Origin of the sequence: Sulfuricaulis sp. (assembly GCF_049587675.1) — a bacterium.
In the GTDB taxonomy this organism is placed as follows: Bacteria; Pseudomonadota; Gammaproteobacteria; order Acidiferrobacterales; family Sulfurifustaceae; genus Sulfuricaulis.
Genome location: NZ_JBAVEJ010000269.1, coordinates 1 through 14290 on the forward strand (window position 1 = coordinate 1; position 14290 = coordinate 14290).

The window sequence follows — 14290 nt, forward strand, 5'->3', positions numbered from 1 at the left end:
TCTTTACCGTCATCGGGCTGAACCGCCAATAATCGCCAAAGCTTTCGTGCATCTGCTGCAGAAAAGGAACCACGAGAATGACAACGTCTCGCGTCATCATGCATAAATTCTGAAATGCCGTGTGCACTTCGAAAATATGCTCAAGCACCGTATGGTTGAACACCACGTCGAACTTTCCTGTCAAATCCTCGGGGAGATTCTTGCTTAAATCGAGAAATATTTCGTTTTCATAACCCTGGAAACCCCTGGCCTCCGATTTATAATTTGTAATCGTGTAGCTGGCGGCATTGGCGAAATAGCCCCTGTAGCTTTGTCCTTCTTTGTCCTGATCCTGCCAGCCACTGACATTCACCACGTCTCCGGTGAACAAGTGGCCGAAATTCCGCAACTCGCGGTTGGACCACACGCGCGGCAAACGAAACTTTCTATCAACAAATGGATTGTTCATTAAAATTTCCCGCGGTGGCGGCCATTCAGATCGAGGGCGCCGTCACACGATTCCCAATTAAAAGTTCCTGGACATATTTCCAAACCATGTTCACGGCAATGTCCGCCATGTTGCTGTCCCGGGTGCACAGGTTGTCCGGTGAGGGATGGTCTAAGATTCGCAGCCGCTTGTGGTCTAACGGTGCAAACCGCCTGCCTCGATGGAAGCAATGATACAGGCCGATCATCGGGACCTCGAGGGCCGCAGCCAGGTGGGTCGGCCCGGTATCCACCCCGACGTACAGGTCGAGATGACGCATCAGCGCTGCCGTGCCGCGCAGGTCAAAGCGTCCCGCGACGGCGGTCGCCCGCCCGGCGAGTTGCGCCTCCAGCCACTGCGCCTTCTGGCGCGATTCTTCACCGCCCAGGATCAGTATGTGAGCAGTCGGAAAATTTTTGATAATCCGTGTTCCCAGTTCCGCGAAACTTTCCAATGGCCAGTCACGGTATGATTTGGTCGGGAAGCTGGCAACCTGAAACCCGATGAGGGGATGCGCGCCCGCCGGCAGAAACCGATGCATCGTATCCTCCATTCGCCTTAGCTCATCCGGCGACGGAACATACGCAAGACGGTAATCGGCTGTCTCGATGCCGAGGGCAGAGGTGAGCAGCAGATGTTCGTGAACGACGTGCACATTTGTGCGGTCTGGAGGCAGAGGCACGGCGCGCCAAAGAAGCCGATTGACGGCATCCCTGTCCTGTTCAAATGCAATAACCTTTGCTGCCACGCGCGCAGCATAACGGATCAAGGGTGCGTCACGGCCGTATACAATCGCATAATCCCATTTCTTGCCGCCGAACCACCCGCGCCAGCGGGCGCGTTTCGGTGTAATCGTTCCCAGCGAATCCACCCACTCCAGTCCTTCCAGCACCGCCACCCGCTTCGGGTGCGCCAGACAACCGAGCCGGCCATCGGGGCACGCGGCCTTGATCGCCCGCAATACCGGCGTCGTCAGCAGGGTGTCACCGATCCGCGCGACGTTGATAACCAGGATGTTGAGGTTTGTCGGAACCATGGATCTCGCCGTGCCTGGATCAGCGCGGGCTTCGCTGCTTTGATTTCAGCACATCGAGATAGACCTGCTCGGTGCGTTCGATCATCCGATCGAAGGTGAAATTCGCGAGCGCATGATCGTAACCCCTCTCTGCCATCTGCCGCGCTTCCCGGGGGTGCTCGTAGATCCAGCGAATCGCCGCCGCCAACGCGTTCGTGTCGCGCGGCGGCACGAGCAACCCGGTGTCGTGGTTGATAACCACCTCGGCGAGCCCGCCCACGTCGGTGGCGATCACGGCCACCTTCATGGCCATGGCCTGCGGCAACACCTGGGAAGTGGCTTCGTTGTCCGTCGAAGGCAGCGCCAGGCACTGCATCGCCTTCATCAGGGACGGTACGTCCTGGCGGTAACCGGTCATGATGGCAATACCATCGAGATCTTTGTCATGAATCATCCGGCGCAGGTTGCCTTCCTGCGGGCCGGCGCCGACGATGAGCAGCTTGACCGGAATGCCCTGGCGCTGCAACTGCGCTGCCGCCTCGATGAGATACTGGTGCCCCTTCCAGCTGCGCAGTACCGCCACGATACCGATGACGAAATCGCCGTCGCGCAGGCCGAATTCCGTGCGGACGCCGGACGCGTCAACCGAGGGCAAGAAACGCGACTCGTCTATCCCGGCGGGAATCGACACGATCCGCTCGGGGCGCATTCTGTTGCGCTCGACCATGACGTCCTTGATCGCCTGACCGCTGGTGATGACCCGGTCCGCCAGCTTCATGTAAAGCAGATAGGACAACGGGCCGCGGCTGATGCGTGTGCTGAGGTGCCGGCTACGCACGACCGGCACGCCGAGGAACCTGGCCGCCAGGCCGAAGTTCCACGCGTCCACGGAACTGTGGGTGTGCACCAGGTCGAAGCGGTGCGCGCGAATGATGCGCATCGCCTTCAGCACGCCCACCGGCCGCAGCCCCTTCTTCTGAACCAGCGGGATCACGGGAATGCCGGCCTCCTGTGCGCGCGGCAGTATCAGGCTGTCGGGCTGACACGCGATCGTCACCTGGTAACCCCGCCCGCGGAAGGCCACCGATTCCGCCACCACGCGTATCTCCTGGCCGCCCCAGCCCTTCGACCACTCGGTATGCAGAATATTGATGCCCAAGACCCCTCCGCGATGTCCCGCCTTCCGGTGCTCGGTGGTCGATGGTCCGGCATGGGCGAGAGAGTCGCGCATTATCCGGTATTTCCGCCGGCTTCGGCCAGCCCGCGCGCGCCGCCCGTTTGCGCGGCAAAGCCATCATGGTGCCGCGGGCACTAACCGCGATGAAGACCTCGCGGTCTCATGTTCGGCTCAACACCGAACCGTAAAGCTCGAGCAGCTTGTCCGACATGGTCTCGAGGTGCAACCCGGCGACCGTTTCACGGGCGGCTTTGCCGATGCGTTCGGCTTTTTCCCGGTCAGCCAGCAGCTTCATCCTCTCGCTGAGCGCGATGCTATCGAGCGCATCGCACACGAAACCGTTTTCGCCGTCCCTTATTAATTCCGCGGCACCGCACTTGCTGCTCGTGATAACCGGCACGCCGGAGGCCATCGCCTCCAGCGCCACGTTGGGAAAAGGATCATAGAGCGTCGGCAGCACCAAGCCATCGGCCGCGCCATAAAACGGCTTCGCATCCGCCTGGCGGCCGGTGAATCGAACCCGGCTGGCAAGTCCCAGCCGCTGCGCCCGGGCCTGGTACTTTTCAAGATTCTTGTCGTGACCGACAACCAGCAAATAGGTGTCGGCGGAAAGCCGCGCCATAGCCTCCAGCAGCGTCGATACACCCTTGCGTGCGAAGCCCGAACCGACAAAAAGAAACAGCGTGGCATCCTCGGGAACAACGTACTGGGCGCGCACGGCCGCGCGATGGCGCTTCAAGTCCGGGTGGAATACCCGGGTGTCCACGCCGCTGTAGATGACGTGCAGCTTTTCCTCGGCAACGCCGAAGTAATTCCGGATCTCATCCTTGATCATCTTCGAGTTGCAGATCACGGCCTTCAGGCGCACGCTCCCGAACAATCGCTTTTCCGCCGCCTTCACATAGTAATGATACGGATTGAGCGCGGTCGCGAGCCTCCCGAGCGCGCCCTGCGTCCGCGCGCGCTGCCTGAGCCACTCGCGATGCACGCCGTCGCCGGCGCGATAAACATCGCAGCAGCTGATGCGTTCGTGCGACTGCACCAGGTCGAACGATTCTTGTTCCAACCGGCGGCACACCGCGCGCGCAAACGACCAGTCGCGCCACAGCCTGCCGATATAAAACGGGTTGCAGGTGATGACCGCGAAACCTTCTCCCCCGCGCCATTCACGCGTGATCAGCGTGAGCCGCACGTCACGGGACCTCAGCGCCTCGAGCGCGCGCGACACGAAGCGTTCGGCGCCGCCATCGTGCGCATAGCGTTGGCGGATGAGAGCGAGTTTTAACATTTGATTTTGAACCGCCAGGACGCCAGGAAATTATTCATTCGAAAAGATGACGCGCTGAACACCACGCATCAAAACAGGCATATTAAAGTTGATGAGCAATCCGAGGCGTCGTCTGGTTGCCTTCAAATAGGAAAGCACCTGTGCCTTATGAATCGGCAATAACGCTTCAACCGCCTTGAGTTCGACAACAAGCTCGTCATTGACCAGAAAATCCAAGCGGCCCTGCCCGACAAGATGATCCTTATACTGAACAGGAACGGGAATCTGCCGCACAAATCGAATTTTCTGCAATGCCAATTCAATTGCCAGAGCTTCTTCATACACAGATTCAAGATAACCCCGGCCTAAATGTTTGGGCACCTCAACGGCGGCTGCCAATATTCTGCGGACCCATTCATCAATTCCTTCGCCCGGTTCAATTCTTGGGTTCTGATCTCTTTCCATGCTTTTCCTGGCGTCCTGGCGGTTCATTGTCTTATCAATTCATTAATGGCGCGAAGCACATCGTCCACCGGGATGGTGGTCAGACATTCGGATACCTTGCCGTTGCCGCATCCGTCCTGACCGCAGGGGCGGCAGGAATGATTCGACGTGAGCACGCGCGATTTCACCTTCCACGGCCCCCATTCGAGATCGCCGCTCGGGCCGAACAGGACCACCACCGGCGTCTGCATCGCGCAGGCGATGTGCATCGGCACGGAATCCACGCCGACGAAACACTTCGCCTGGCGCGTGAGCGCCGCCAATTGCTTGAGATTGAGCTTGCCGCACAGGTCCACGACCGGACGCTTGAGCTGTGAGGTGATGCTGGCGGCGAATTGCAGTTCATGCTCGGCGGGCGCGGTCGTCACCACCACGCGCTCACCCATCTCCTGCAAGGTCTGGATCAGCGCGACGTACTTGTCCACCTCCCAGCATTTGAACAGCCAGCGCGAGGTCGGATGTATATGAATGAACTGCTTCGTCACGATTCCCTGACGCGCCATGAGCGCGCGCACCGAAGTCTCGGCCTCGTCGCTGACGTTAAGAACCAGCTGACGCTCGTCGAGCTCGGGATAGATGCCGAGGCGCCGCAGCGCGTCAAGATGGGTTTCCACCGTGTGCCGCGGTTTGGACGGCACCTGGTAAAGGTGCGTGAAGCTGTTGCGCCACAGCCGCCCGCGCTTGGAGGGATAGTCGCGCGCGACGCTGTGATGCGCTCCGAGCAGCAGCGTGAGCACCGCGCCGCGGGGATTCTCGGTGAGATGCACGATCAGGTCGTAATGCCGCGCGCGCAACGACCGGAACAGGCGCCACTCGTGCGCCATGCGCGTGGTCCAGTCGTCCTTTTTCCACTCGCGGTCGACGGTAAAAATGCTGCTGATCGCCGGATGCCCGGAAAGCATGGGCTCGGTGTCGCGATACACCAGCGCATCAATCTCGGCGTGCGGGACATGGTTCTTGAGAACGGTGAAGACCGGCGAGGTCAGCAGCACGTCGCCCAGGTGGCGGAGTTTGACCACCAGCACGCGGTGCAGAGTGGAGAGGTCAACGGCGTCCTTGAGCATCGCGCCAACCATAGCAGATTTTTTCCGGCCTTACTCCTTGAGCGCGGCCAGCACTCGCTCGGGCGGGAGGTCGCGCAGGCATTTGAGATGCTTGAGCGGGCACTCGCGTTTGAAACACGGGCTGCACGAAAGACCGAGGTAGAGCACACTGGCCTTGTCGCTCAGGGGCGGCGTGTGCCGCGGATCGGAGGAACCGTAGAGAGCGATCACCTGGCGGTCGAGCGCCGCGGCCACGTGCATGAGTCCCGAGTCGTTGGTCGCCACGGCCGCGGTCAACGACAGCAGATCGATCGCTTCCTCGAGCGTGGTCTTGCCACCGAGATCGAGGCAGCGCTTTCCGGTCATGGACTGGATCGCGCCGGTCACGGGCGCGTCGTTGTCCGAACCGAACAGCCACACCTCCCAACCTTCGGCGAGTTTCGCCTGGGCCACGTCGGCGAAATATTCCGCCGGCCAGCGCTTGGCCGGACCGTACTCGGCACCGGGGCACAGGCCCAGCACCGGCGCCGCCGGCAGACTGCGACCCAAGCGTGCCAGCGCCATGCGCGCCTTGTCCATGTCCGCCCGGATTCGCGGCGGAGGAATTTCCGGCAGCGTCGCGCCCGGCTCGATGCCGAGCGCGACGAACCGATCCACGGTACGCGGAAGTTTTTGCTTGTCGAGCGGACGGATGTCGTTGAGCAGACCGTAGCGCAGTTCGCCGACGTAGCCACTGCGTACACGCGCCTGCGCCGCGTGCGGAATAATCGCGGACTTGAACGAGTTGGGCAGGACAACGGCGCGGTCGTAATGGCGCGGTCGCAATTCGCGTCCGAGCCGTAGACGTTCGCCGAGCCGAAGCTCGCCGTGCCCCATGTCCATGGCGATCGTTTCGTCCACTTCGGGCATGCGTTCAAGCAATGGCAGCGTCCAGCGTGGCGCGAGTACGTCGAGCGTCGAATCGGGATGACGCTGCTTGAGAACCTTGAACAGGCTTTGCGCCAGTACCATGTCGCCGACCCAGGCCGGGCCGACGATGAGAATGCGTTGTGCCTGGTCTGCCAAGAGCGTCGTCAGGAAGCGACGCGCCGCGGATCGGAAAATTCCGGTGGGTCGGTCTGGATGGCTGGGCAACACATGCGGGGGATTCTAGGCAGTACTAAAATCGGGTTCAACTGCGACCGATCGACCGACTCGAAACAGTTCAATGGAAATGACCGTCCTGCTCTGGATTCTGGCTGCCGTCCTCGTGACCGTGGGGATGGCGGGCCTGTTTCTGCCTGCAATCCCGGGCGCCGTGGTGCTCTTCGCGGGACTCGTGATCGCAGCGTGGGCGGACGACTTTGCCTACGTGGGGGTGAAAACCCTGACGGCCCTGGGCATGCTCGCGCTGCTCACCTTCCCGGCCGATTTCATGGCCAGCGCCTTCGGGGCGAAGCGCTACGGCGCCTCCCCGCGCGCCGTGACCGGCGCCGTCATCGGCGCGATGATCGGAATTTTCTTCGGCCTGCCCGGCGTCCTGATCGGGCCCTTCCTCGGGGCGGTGGCGGGCGAGCTGTCGACCCAACGTCATCTCGGGAAAGCCGGGCGCGCCGGTATCGGCGCCACGCTGGGGCTGGTGCTGGGCGTCGCCATCAAGCTGGCGATCGCATTCACGATGCTGGGAATATTCGCGGTCGTGCGTTTTGCTTGATTTATCGGCGCCAATGATCAGAAGCTGTCTCAAAAACGTCGCGAGCGGCCGTCAGCCGGGTGAGGGTGAGGCGGAGATTTCACGAACGTCCGGTGGACGTTCGGGCCGCCGAACGGGCCGCCAAGGATGGCGGCCCTGGACTTTCCCGGGGAGCCGGACGGCGCAGCGGGAAAGGAGCGCAGGATCCGGAGTGTACACGGCAGTACATGAGGGCGAGAGCGAAAAAGGCGAAGCATCGCTTCGCCCGCTCGCAGCGCCCGTCGCCTGCCAGCGACGGGCCGGACCGCCAACGGCGGCCGAGCACCGCCCGATCCCGAATCACGGACGCGCAGCAGTTTTTGGGACAGCTTCTAATCCTTGAGGACGTACACCGCTCCACAGTAAGGGCAGCGTTCCTCGCCGGAGTCCTCGATCGGCAGATACACCCGCGGATGCGAATTCCATAGCGTCATGCCCGACATCGGGCAGGATAACGGCAGATCGGCGCGCGTGACCTCGTAGCGATTCTGCGCGTTGGCTTCGATCAATTTTTCCTGATTAACGTTTACAGACATCGCGGCAATCTCCTCTTATGCCACCGGCGTCAGCCATTCGACATGCTGATGGCTGCGGCCATGCACCACGTCGAAGTAAAGAGTTTGAAGTTTTTCGGTGACGGGGCCGAGTTTGCCGGAGCCGATGGCGCGGCCGTCGACCTCGCGGATCGGCGTGACTTCCGCCGCCGTACCGGTGAAGAACGCCTCGTCGGCGATGTACACCTCGTCACGCGTGATGCGCTTCTCGACCACCTGGATCCCGAGCTCGCGGGCCAGCTGCATGATGGTCGCGCGGGTGATGCCGTCGAGCGCGGAAGTCAGGTCGGGCGTGTAGATCACACCGTCGCGCACGATGAAAATATTCTCGCCGCTGCCCTCGGAGACATAACCCTCGGTATCGAGCAACATGGCCTCATCGCAGCCGGCGCTCAACGCCTCGCGCAAGGCCAGCATCGAGTTCATGTAATTGCCGTTGGCCTTGGCGCGGCACATGTTGATGTTCACGTGATGGCGATTGAGCGAGGCGGTGCGCACGCGAATCCCGTTCTTGATGCCGTCCTCGCCCATGTACGAACCCCACGACCAGGCCGCGACGATCACGTGCACCTTAAGTCCCTCGGCACGCAGGCCCATGCCTTCGGCGCCGTAAAAGCACATCGGCCGGATATAGCCGGACTCAAGCTTGTTCTCGCGCACCGTGGCGCGCGTGGCCTCGTTGATCGTGTTCTTGTCGTAGGGAATTTTCATCCCGAGAATATGCGCCGAACGGAACAGCCGGTCGGTGTGCGCCGGCAGGCGGAAAATGGCCGCGCCCTTGGCGGTCTTGTATGCGCGCACGCCCTCGAATACGCCCATGCCGTAATGCAGGGTATGCGTCAGCACATGAGTCGTGGCCTCGCGCCACGGCACCAGCTTGCCGTCGTACCAGATGACACCGTCACGATCCGCCATCGACATGTTGCTCTACTCCCCGTCAGTCTATAAACGTTTCATCCCAAATCTGTCGCACCTGCGCCGGCCAATTTTCGAGCTCCGCGGGATTGGCCAACGACCCACGCTCCATCAGCTTCAGTCGGTGCTCCACGGAAAGGCAGCGGCGGTAAGCCTGCGTCAGCCGCTCGGCCCGCTCTGCTTCCAGCAGACCCTCGGCCCTGAGGGCTTCCAGGATATGGATATTGTCCGTGTGGCGGGTGAGCCCGGGATGTTCGTGCGCCCACCGCAGGACCCAGTATTGCACCATAAATTCGATATCGACGATACCACCCGGGTCGTGCTTGATGTCCGTCTGCCCGGCCTCGTGAGGCGGTTGCGCGGCGGCCATCTTTTCCCGCATCTCGCGCACCTCGGCCTTGAGCTTCGCGGGTTCGCGCGGCAGACACAGGATTTCCTCGCGGACTTTGGCGAAGTCCCGCGCCAGCGCCGGGCTGCCGGCCACCGATCGCGCCCGCACCAGGGCCTGGTGCTCCCAAGTCCAGGCGTGGCCGCGCTGATATTCGCCGAAGGCCGCGAGGTTGGTCACCAGCGGGCCGCTCTTGCCGCTCGGCCGCAGACGCATGTCCACCTCGTAAAGGATGCCGCCGGGCGTGCGGGTGGTGAGGATGTGGATCAGCCGCTGCCCAAGACGGGCAAAGAACGCTTCATTGGGTAACGGCCTCAAGCCGTGGGTGGAGCCTTCCTCGCATCCTTCGTAAAGGAAAATCATGTCGAGGTCGGACCCGTATCCGAGTTCCCGGCTTCCCAATTTGCCATAACCGATGACGGCGAAACCGGGGGGTGATTCCCGGTCCGGGCAGGCCGGCGCGCCATGCCGGCGTTCGAGATCGCGCGTCGCGAGTTCGAGTCCCGCCGCGATCACGCTTTCCGCCACCGTGGCGAGCGCGGCGCCGGTCTGTTCCGGCGCGAGGCCCGGGCCCACATCCGCCGCGGCAACACGCAGCACGTGCCCATGACGAAACTCGCGCAGCACTTCCATTTGCAGTTCCAGATCCTCCTCGGGGATATGCGCCAGACGTTGCCGCAATTCATCCTGCAACGCATCCGGCATCGGTAATTCGTACAGGCTCGGGTCGAGCAGTTCATCGAGCAGTATCGGGTGCTGGGCAATCCAGTGGGCGATCCACGGGCTGGCGCTCCCGAGCCGCACGAGCTGGGTGAGCACCTGCGGGTTTTCGCTCATGAGCGCGAAATAGACGGTGCGCCGGCCGACCGCCTCGAGCAAATGCACCAGCCGCTGCAAGGTCGTCAGGGGGTCGTCGCTCTCGGCTGCCGCCTTGAGCACCAGCGGCGCCACCCGGTCCATGCGCGCGCGGGCGCCGGTGGAAAACGCGCTGACCATCGGCCCCTCGCGCAGGGCGTTCACCAGATTCAGCGCCTCCTCCGGCTGGGTATAACCACTGTCGCGCAGAGTCTTTTTCGCGGCCTCGGCATCCATCGCTCCTTGCCATACCGCCGCCAGCCCGCCGGGGTCGCGGCCTTCGACCGGCTCGGCCTCGGTATGAAAAAGCTGCGTAAAATGCCGGTGCACCATGTCGCGTTGGCGTTCAAGTTCATCCGCAAACGTCTTGAGGTCGGCGAAGCCGCTCGCGAAAGCCAGCTGCCTTTGTGACGGCTCATCAGTTGGCAACGATTGAGTCTGTTGATCGGCCACCATCTGCAGACGATGTTCGACATTGCGTAGAAAAATATAGGCCTGCGTCAGCGCGGTACCGGTCTCGGGTTTCAGATGTCCGGCGGCCACCAATTGCGGCAGCACGCTGAGCAGGCGGCGATCCTGAAGCTGCGGCTCGCGCCCGCCGTGAATGAGCTGCTGCGTCTGGGCGAGGAATTCGATCTCGCGGATACCGCCGCGTCCCAGCTTGATGTTGCCGTGCATGCCCTTGCGCGCCATCTCGCGCTCGATCATCCCCTTCATGCTGCGAATCGATTCGATCGTTCCGTAGTCAAGATATTTGCGGTACACGAACGGCTTCAGTGTCTTCAGCAGTTCCGTGCCGGCCTCGCGATCGCCGGCAATCACCCGCGCCTTGATGAAGGCATAACGTTCCCAGTCACGCCCGTGCGTCTGGTAGTAGTACTCCATCGCCGCGAAGGAAAGCGCGAGCGGGCCGCTCGCGCCGTTCGGCCGCAGGCGCATGTCCACGCGGAACACGAAACCGTCGGCGGTGTTTTCGTTGAGCACGTTGATGAGCGACTGGCCGAGGCGGATGAAAAATTCGTGGTTGCTCAGCGTCCGCTCGCTTTGCGTCTCGCCATCTTCCGGATAAGCGAAGATGAGATCGATGTCGGAGGAAAAATTGAGTTCCTGCCCCCCGAGCTTGCCCAGGCCCAGTACCACCAGCCGCTGTGGCTTGCCGCCGTGCTCGCTCTTGGGCTCGCCGTTTTTCTCCACCGCCCAGCCATGGAGTTTCGCGAGCGCACCGTCGACACAGGCATCGGCAAATTCCGACAGCGTCGCCATGGTTTCGTTGAGATCGGCCCAGCCGGCGAGGTCGCGCCAGGCGATGCGCACCATCTCGCGCCGGCGCAACTGGCGCAGCCGTGCCTTCAATGCCGGTTCGTCGGCGACGTCGGCCAGCGCTTGGGCGACACGCCGGACCAGCTCGCCCAACGGGTATCCGCGTGAAAGATCACCGGAAGCGATGAGGTCATTCAGCAGCGCCGGTTGCTGCACGCAGCTGCGCGCGACAAAATCGCTGGTGGCAAACACGCGTGGCAGGGTATCCAGCCATGGGCCGGAAGCCAGATCGGTCAGGTGCGGTGCGAGTTCCCGCCAGTGGGCGGACACCGGTCCCAGCAGCGGCTCGGGAATCGCGGCGAATGCCGCATCGAACGTTTGTTGGGCGGAATCGGACATGCCGCCATGATACCCAAAGGGGCAACGGGAATCCCTTTTCGTGCAGCCTTGCCACGGCCTCGAAGTAGTTATAGAACAGGTGATTACACTTCTACGCCAGATGCCACATGCTGCAAACACTACTGCAATACGAGACGGCGATACGACTGACTGCCTTCTTCGGGGTCCTGGCCATGGTGGCTTCGGCGGAGATCGCTCTCCCCCGCCGCCGGTTAACCGCTTCCAAGCTGCGTCGCTGGGTGAGTAATCTCGGCATCGTCTTTCTCAACAGCGCGCTGGTGCGCCTGCTCCTGCCCGCGACGGCAGCGGGCTTCGCCGTGTTTGCCGCACAGCGTGGCTGGGGTGTTTTCAACATTCTCGAAGCATCGGCCTGGGTCAGTATCATTGCCTCGATCGTCATGCTCGATTTTGCGATTTACCTGCAGCACGTGATGTTCCATGCGGTGCCGGCGCTGTGGCGGCTGCACCGCATGCACCACGCCGATCTCGATTTCGACGTCACCACCGGCGCACGCTTTCATCCGATCGAAATCCTGCTGTCTATGCTCATCAAGTTTGGGGTCATTGCTATCATCGGTGCGCCGGCCGCGGCCGTGATCATTTTCGAAGTGCTGCTCAACGCCACGTCGATGTTCAACCATGGCAACCTGCGCCTGCCGCTGGCGCTCGACCGTGTGCTGCGACTGTTCATCGTCACGCCCGACATGCACCGTGTGCATCACTCGATCGAGGACCACGAAACCAACAGTAATTTTGGCTTCAATCTCTCGCTGTGGGACAGATTGCTCGGTACCTACAAGGACCAGCCGGACGCCGGGCATGAGGGCATGACCATTGGCATCCGTGATTTTCGCGAGCCGCGGGTCGCCGCCGACCTGCCCGGCATGCTGATCCTGCCGTTCCTCGGGCGCGTCACCGGTTATGCCATCAACCGCCGTAACTGGAGCGGCAAGCCATGAACCGGCGAACGCTTGTTCGCATCGTTCTTTTCGCCGCACTCGCCGCGGCGATCGCCCTTGCTTACATCTATCGCGATCTGCTGAATGTCGCGGCGCTCGAGAGTGCGGTGAAAAATGCCGGCACACTCGGTCCATTGCTCTACATGGCTGTGTATGCCATCGCGACCGTACTTTTCCTTCCCGGCTCGGTGATCACGCTCGCCGGCGGCGCGCTGTTCGGTCCGGTATGGGGTACGCTCTACAGCCTGACCGGCGCCACGCTGGGTGCCACCGTAGCGTTTCTGATTGCGCGTTACCTCGCCTCCGACTGGGTGCATCGCAAGACGGGCGGCTGGACCAAACAGCTCATCGAAGGTGTGGAAAAGGAGGGCTGGCGCTTCGTCGCCTTCGTGCGGCTGGTGCCGCTGTTCCCGTTCAACCTGCTCAATTATGCACTCGGGCTCACGCGCATCGGGCTCGTCGCCTACGTCGTCGCGTCCTACGTCTTTATGTTCCCCGGCGCGCTGGCCTACACCTACCTCGGCTATGTTGGGCGCGAGGCGGTCGCGGGCAGCGAAGGCCTGATCCAGAAGGGCCTGCTCGCGCTCGCGCTGCTCAGCCTGGTCGCATTCCTGCCGAGTCTTATCAAGCGCCTGCGTGGCACACGCACGGAGAAATAACCGACGTCTGCGGAATTCCGTGGAAACATCCGTGAAACGATAGTCCCACTGACAATCGAAGACTACTGCCTGTCTCGCGTCACGGCGCGCGGCGTGTGCACGAAATTGGCACCTTACCGGTTATTCAGCGCTGTGCACGGCGGGAGCACTGTTCGGTGTACCGCCGTGGGGCGCGTTTTTTGTCGATCCTGCTGCGCACGCCGGATCACGGCAAAGTGATGGGTGATGTTATGCTTCACCTCTAGCGACAGGAGATAGCTTATGGATTCGTTGAAACATGATGAAATCCGCCAAGCCGTACGGCAAAGATACAGCGAGGTGGCACAATCCAACGCCGCCTGCGGTTGCGGTCCGAGCTGCTGCGGAACCGGGGCCAACGCCTCCGCGGCCGATGCGTCGGTGACGCTCGGTTATTCACAGACTGACGTGGTGATGGTTCCCGACGGCGCAAACATGGGCCTGGGCTGCGGCAATCCGCAGGCCATCGCTGCGCTGAAGCGCGGGGAAACCGTCCTCGATCTCGGCAGCGGCGGCGGGTTCGATTGTTTCCTGGCGGCGCGCCAGATCGGGGACCACGGGCACGTGATCGGCGTCGACATGACGCCGGTAATGATTTCCAAGGCGCGCGAAAACGCTGTCACTGGCGGCTATCACAACGTCGAGTTCCGCCTCGGCGAGATCGAAAACCTGCCGCTCGCCGATCTTTCGGTGGACGTGATCATCTCGAATTGCGTGATCAACTTGTCGCCCGACAAGGAACGGGTTTTCAAGGAGGCGTTTCGCGTGCTGAAGCCCGGCGGCCGTCTGGCGATCTCCGATGTCGTCGCCACCGCCGTCATACCCGAGGCGGTGCGGCGCGACATAACGCTCTATACCGGTTGCATGGCTGGCGCCTCCCTGATCGACGAGATCGAAACCATGCTTGCCGCCGCCGGCTTTGTGGACATCCGACTCCAACCCAAGGACGAAAGCCGGTCTTTCATCCGTGACTGGGCGCCCGGAAGCAAGATCGAGGATTACGTGGTGTCGGCCACGATTGAGGCCGTGAAACCGCGGAGCTGAGCACAGGCGCAGTATCGGCCCGCAACAAAAAGGCCCCGGAAACGGGGCCTTTTTGT

General features: G+C 62.0%; 13 protein-coding genes and 1 pseudogene. 4 read left to right on the top strand and 10 right to left on the bottom strand.

The window, feature by feature from the left end:
• The 7 genes and pseudogenes from WB402_RS13795 to waaF form a co-directional block, all read right to left on the bottom strand.
• Positions 1 to 448 (bottom strand): annotated as a pseudogene (locus WB402_RS13795) (hypothetical protein); the annotation flags it as partial.
• 25 nt (positions 449 to 473) lie between these two features.
• On the bottom strand, positions 474 to 1502 hold the full coding sequence (locus tag WB402_RS13800) for a glycosyltransferase family 9 protein (protein ID WP_424208822.1): 1029 nt from the start codon (positions 1500 to 1502) through the stop codon (positions 474 to 476).
• 19 nt (positions 1503 to 1521) lie between these two features.
• The gene (locus tag WB402_RS13805; RefSeq protein ID WP_424208824.1) at positions 1522 to 2712 is read right to left on the bottom strand and encodes a glycosyltransferase family 4 protein; all 1191 of its coding nucleotides are present in this window, start codon (positions 2710 to 2712) and stop codon (positions 1522 to 1524) included.
• 106 nt (positions 2713 to 2818) lie between these two features.
• Positions 2819 to 3946: a glycosyltransferase family 4 protein gene (locus tag WB402_RS13810; RefSeq protein ID WP_424208826.1), complete on the bottom strand. Its 1128-nt coding sequence runs from the start codon at positions 3944 to 3946 to the stop codon at positions 2819 to 2821.
• 30 nt (positions 3947 to 3976) lie between these two features.
• On the bottom strand, positions 3977 to 4417 hold the full coding sequence (locus WB402_RS13815) for a GxxExxY protein (protein ID WP_424208828.1): 441 nt from the start codon (positions 4415 to 4417) through the stop codon (positions 3977 to 3979).
• Complete coding sequence (gene rfaQ / locus WB402_RS13820) at positions 4414 to 5505, bottom strand: putative lipopolysaccharide heptosyltransferase III (RefSeq protein WP_424208830.1); 1092 nt, start codon at positions 5503 to 5505, stop codon at positions 4414 to 4416. Before rfaQ ends, WB402_RS13815 begins: the two co-directional genes overlap by 4 nt.
• A gap of 18 nt (positions 5506 to 5523) precedes the next feature.
• Positions 5524 to 6537, bottom strand: a complete 1014-nt coding sequence (gene waaF, locus WB402_RS13825; protein ID WP_424208832.1) for a lipopolysaccharide heptosyltransferase II — start codon at positions 6535 to 6537, stop codon at positions 5524 to 5526.
• A 142-nt stretch (positions 6538 to 6679) separates the two neighbouring features.
• Here waaF and WB402_RS13830 point away from each other — a divergent pair, with 142 nt between their 5' ends.
• Entirely contained in the window at positions 6680 to 7165 is a 486-nt protein-coding gene (locus tag WB402_RS13830; RefSeq protein ID WP_424208834.1) for a DUF456 domain-containing protein, read from the top strand.
• A gap of 350 nt (positions 7166 to 7515) precedes the next feature.
• On the opposite strand, the gene WB402_RS13835 is transcribed toward WB402_RS13830, so the two are convergent.
• From WB402_RS13835 to glnE, 3 genes are read right to left on the bottom strand one after another with little or no spacing between them, the layout of a single operon-like run.
• Complete coding sequence (locus tag WB402_RS13835; RefSeq protein WP_424208836.1) at positions 7516 to 7719, bottom strand: zinc-finger domain-containing protein; 204 nt, start codon at positions 7717 to 7719, stop codon at positions 7516 to 7518.
• 15 nt (positions 7720 to 7734) lie between these two features.
• Positions 7735 to 8658: a branched-chain amino acid transaminase gene (locus tag WB402_RS13840; protein WP_424208838.1), complete on the bottom strand. Its 924-nt coding sequence runs from the start codon at positions 8656 to 8658 to the stop codon at positions 7735 to 7737.
• Positions 8659 to 8674: 16 nt separating this feature from the next.
• A complete protein-coding gene (glnE, locus tag WB402_RS13845) occupies positions 8675 to 11554 on the bottom strand; it encodes a bifunctional [glutamate--ammonia ligase]-adenylyl-L-tyrosine phosphorylase/[glutamate--ammonia-ligase] adenylyltransferase (protein WP_424208839.1) in 2880 nt (959 codons plus the stop codon).
• Between the two features lie 107 nt (positions 11555 to 11661).
• Between glnE and WB402_RS13850 the strand changes: the two genes are divergently transcribed.
• The 3 genes from WB402_RS13850 to WB402_RS13860 all read left to right on the top strand — a co-directional run bounded on the left by WB402_RS13850 (position 11662) and on the right by WB402_RS13860 (position 14234).
• Positions 11662 to 12513, top strand: coding sequence for a sterol desaturase family protein (locus tag WB402_RS13850; protein ID WP_424208840.1), 852 nt, complete (start codon positions 11662 to 11664; stop codon positions 12511 to 12513).
• Complete coding sequence (locus WB402_RS13855) at positions 12510 to 13172, top strand: TVP38/TMEM64 family protein (protein WP_424208842.1); 663 nt, start codon at positions 12510 to 12512, stop codon at positions 13170 to 13172. The genes WB402_RS13850 and WB402_RS13855 overlap by 4 nt, the downstream gene beginning before the upstream one ends.
• A gap of 261 nt (positions 13173 to 13433) precedes the next feature.
• Entirely contained in the window at positions 13434 to 14234 is an 801-nt protein-coding gene (locus WB402_RS13860) for an arsenite methyltransferase (RefSeq protein WP_424208844.1), read from the top strand.
• Positions 14235 to 14290: the final 56 nt, after the last annotated feature.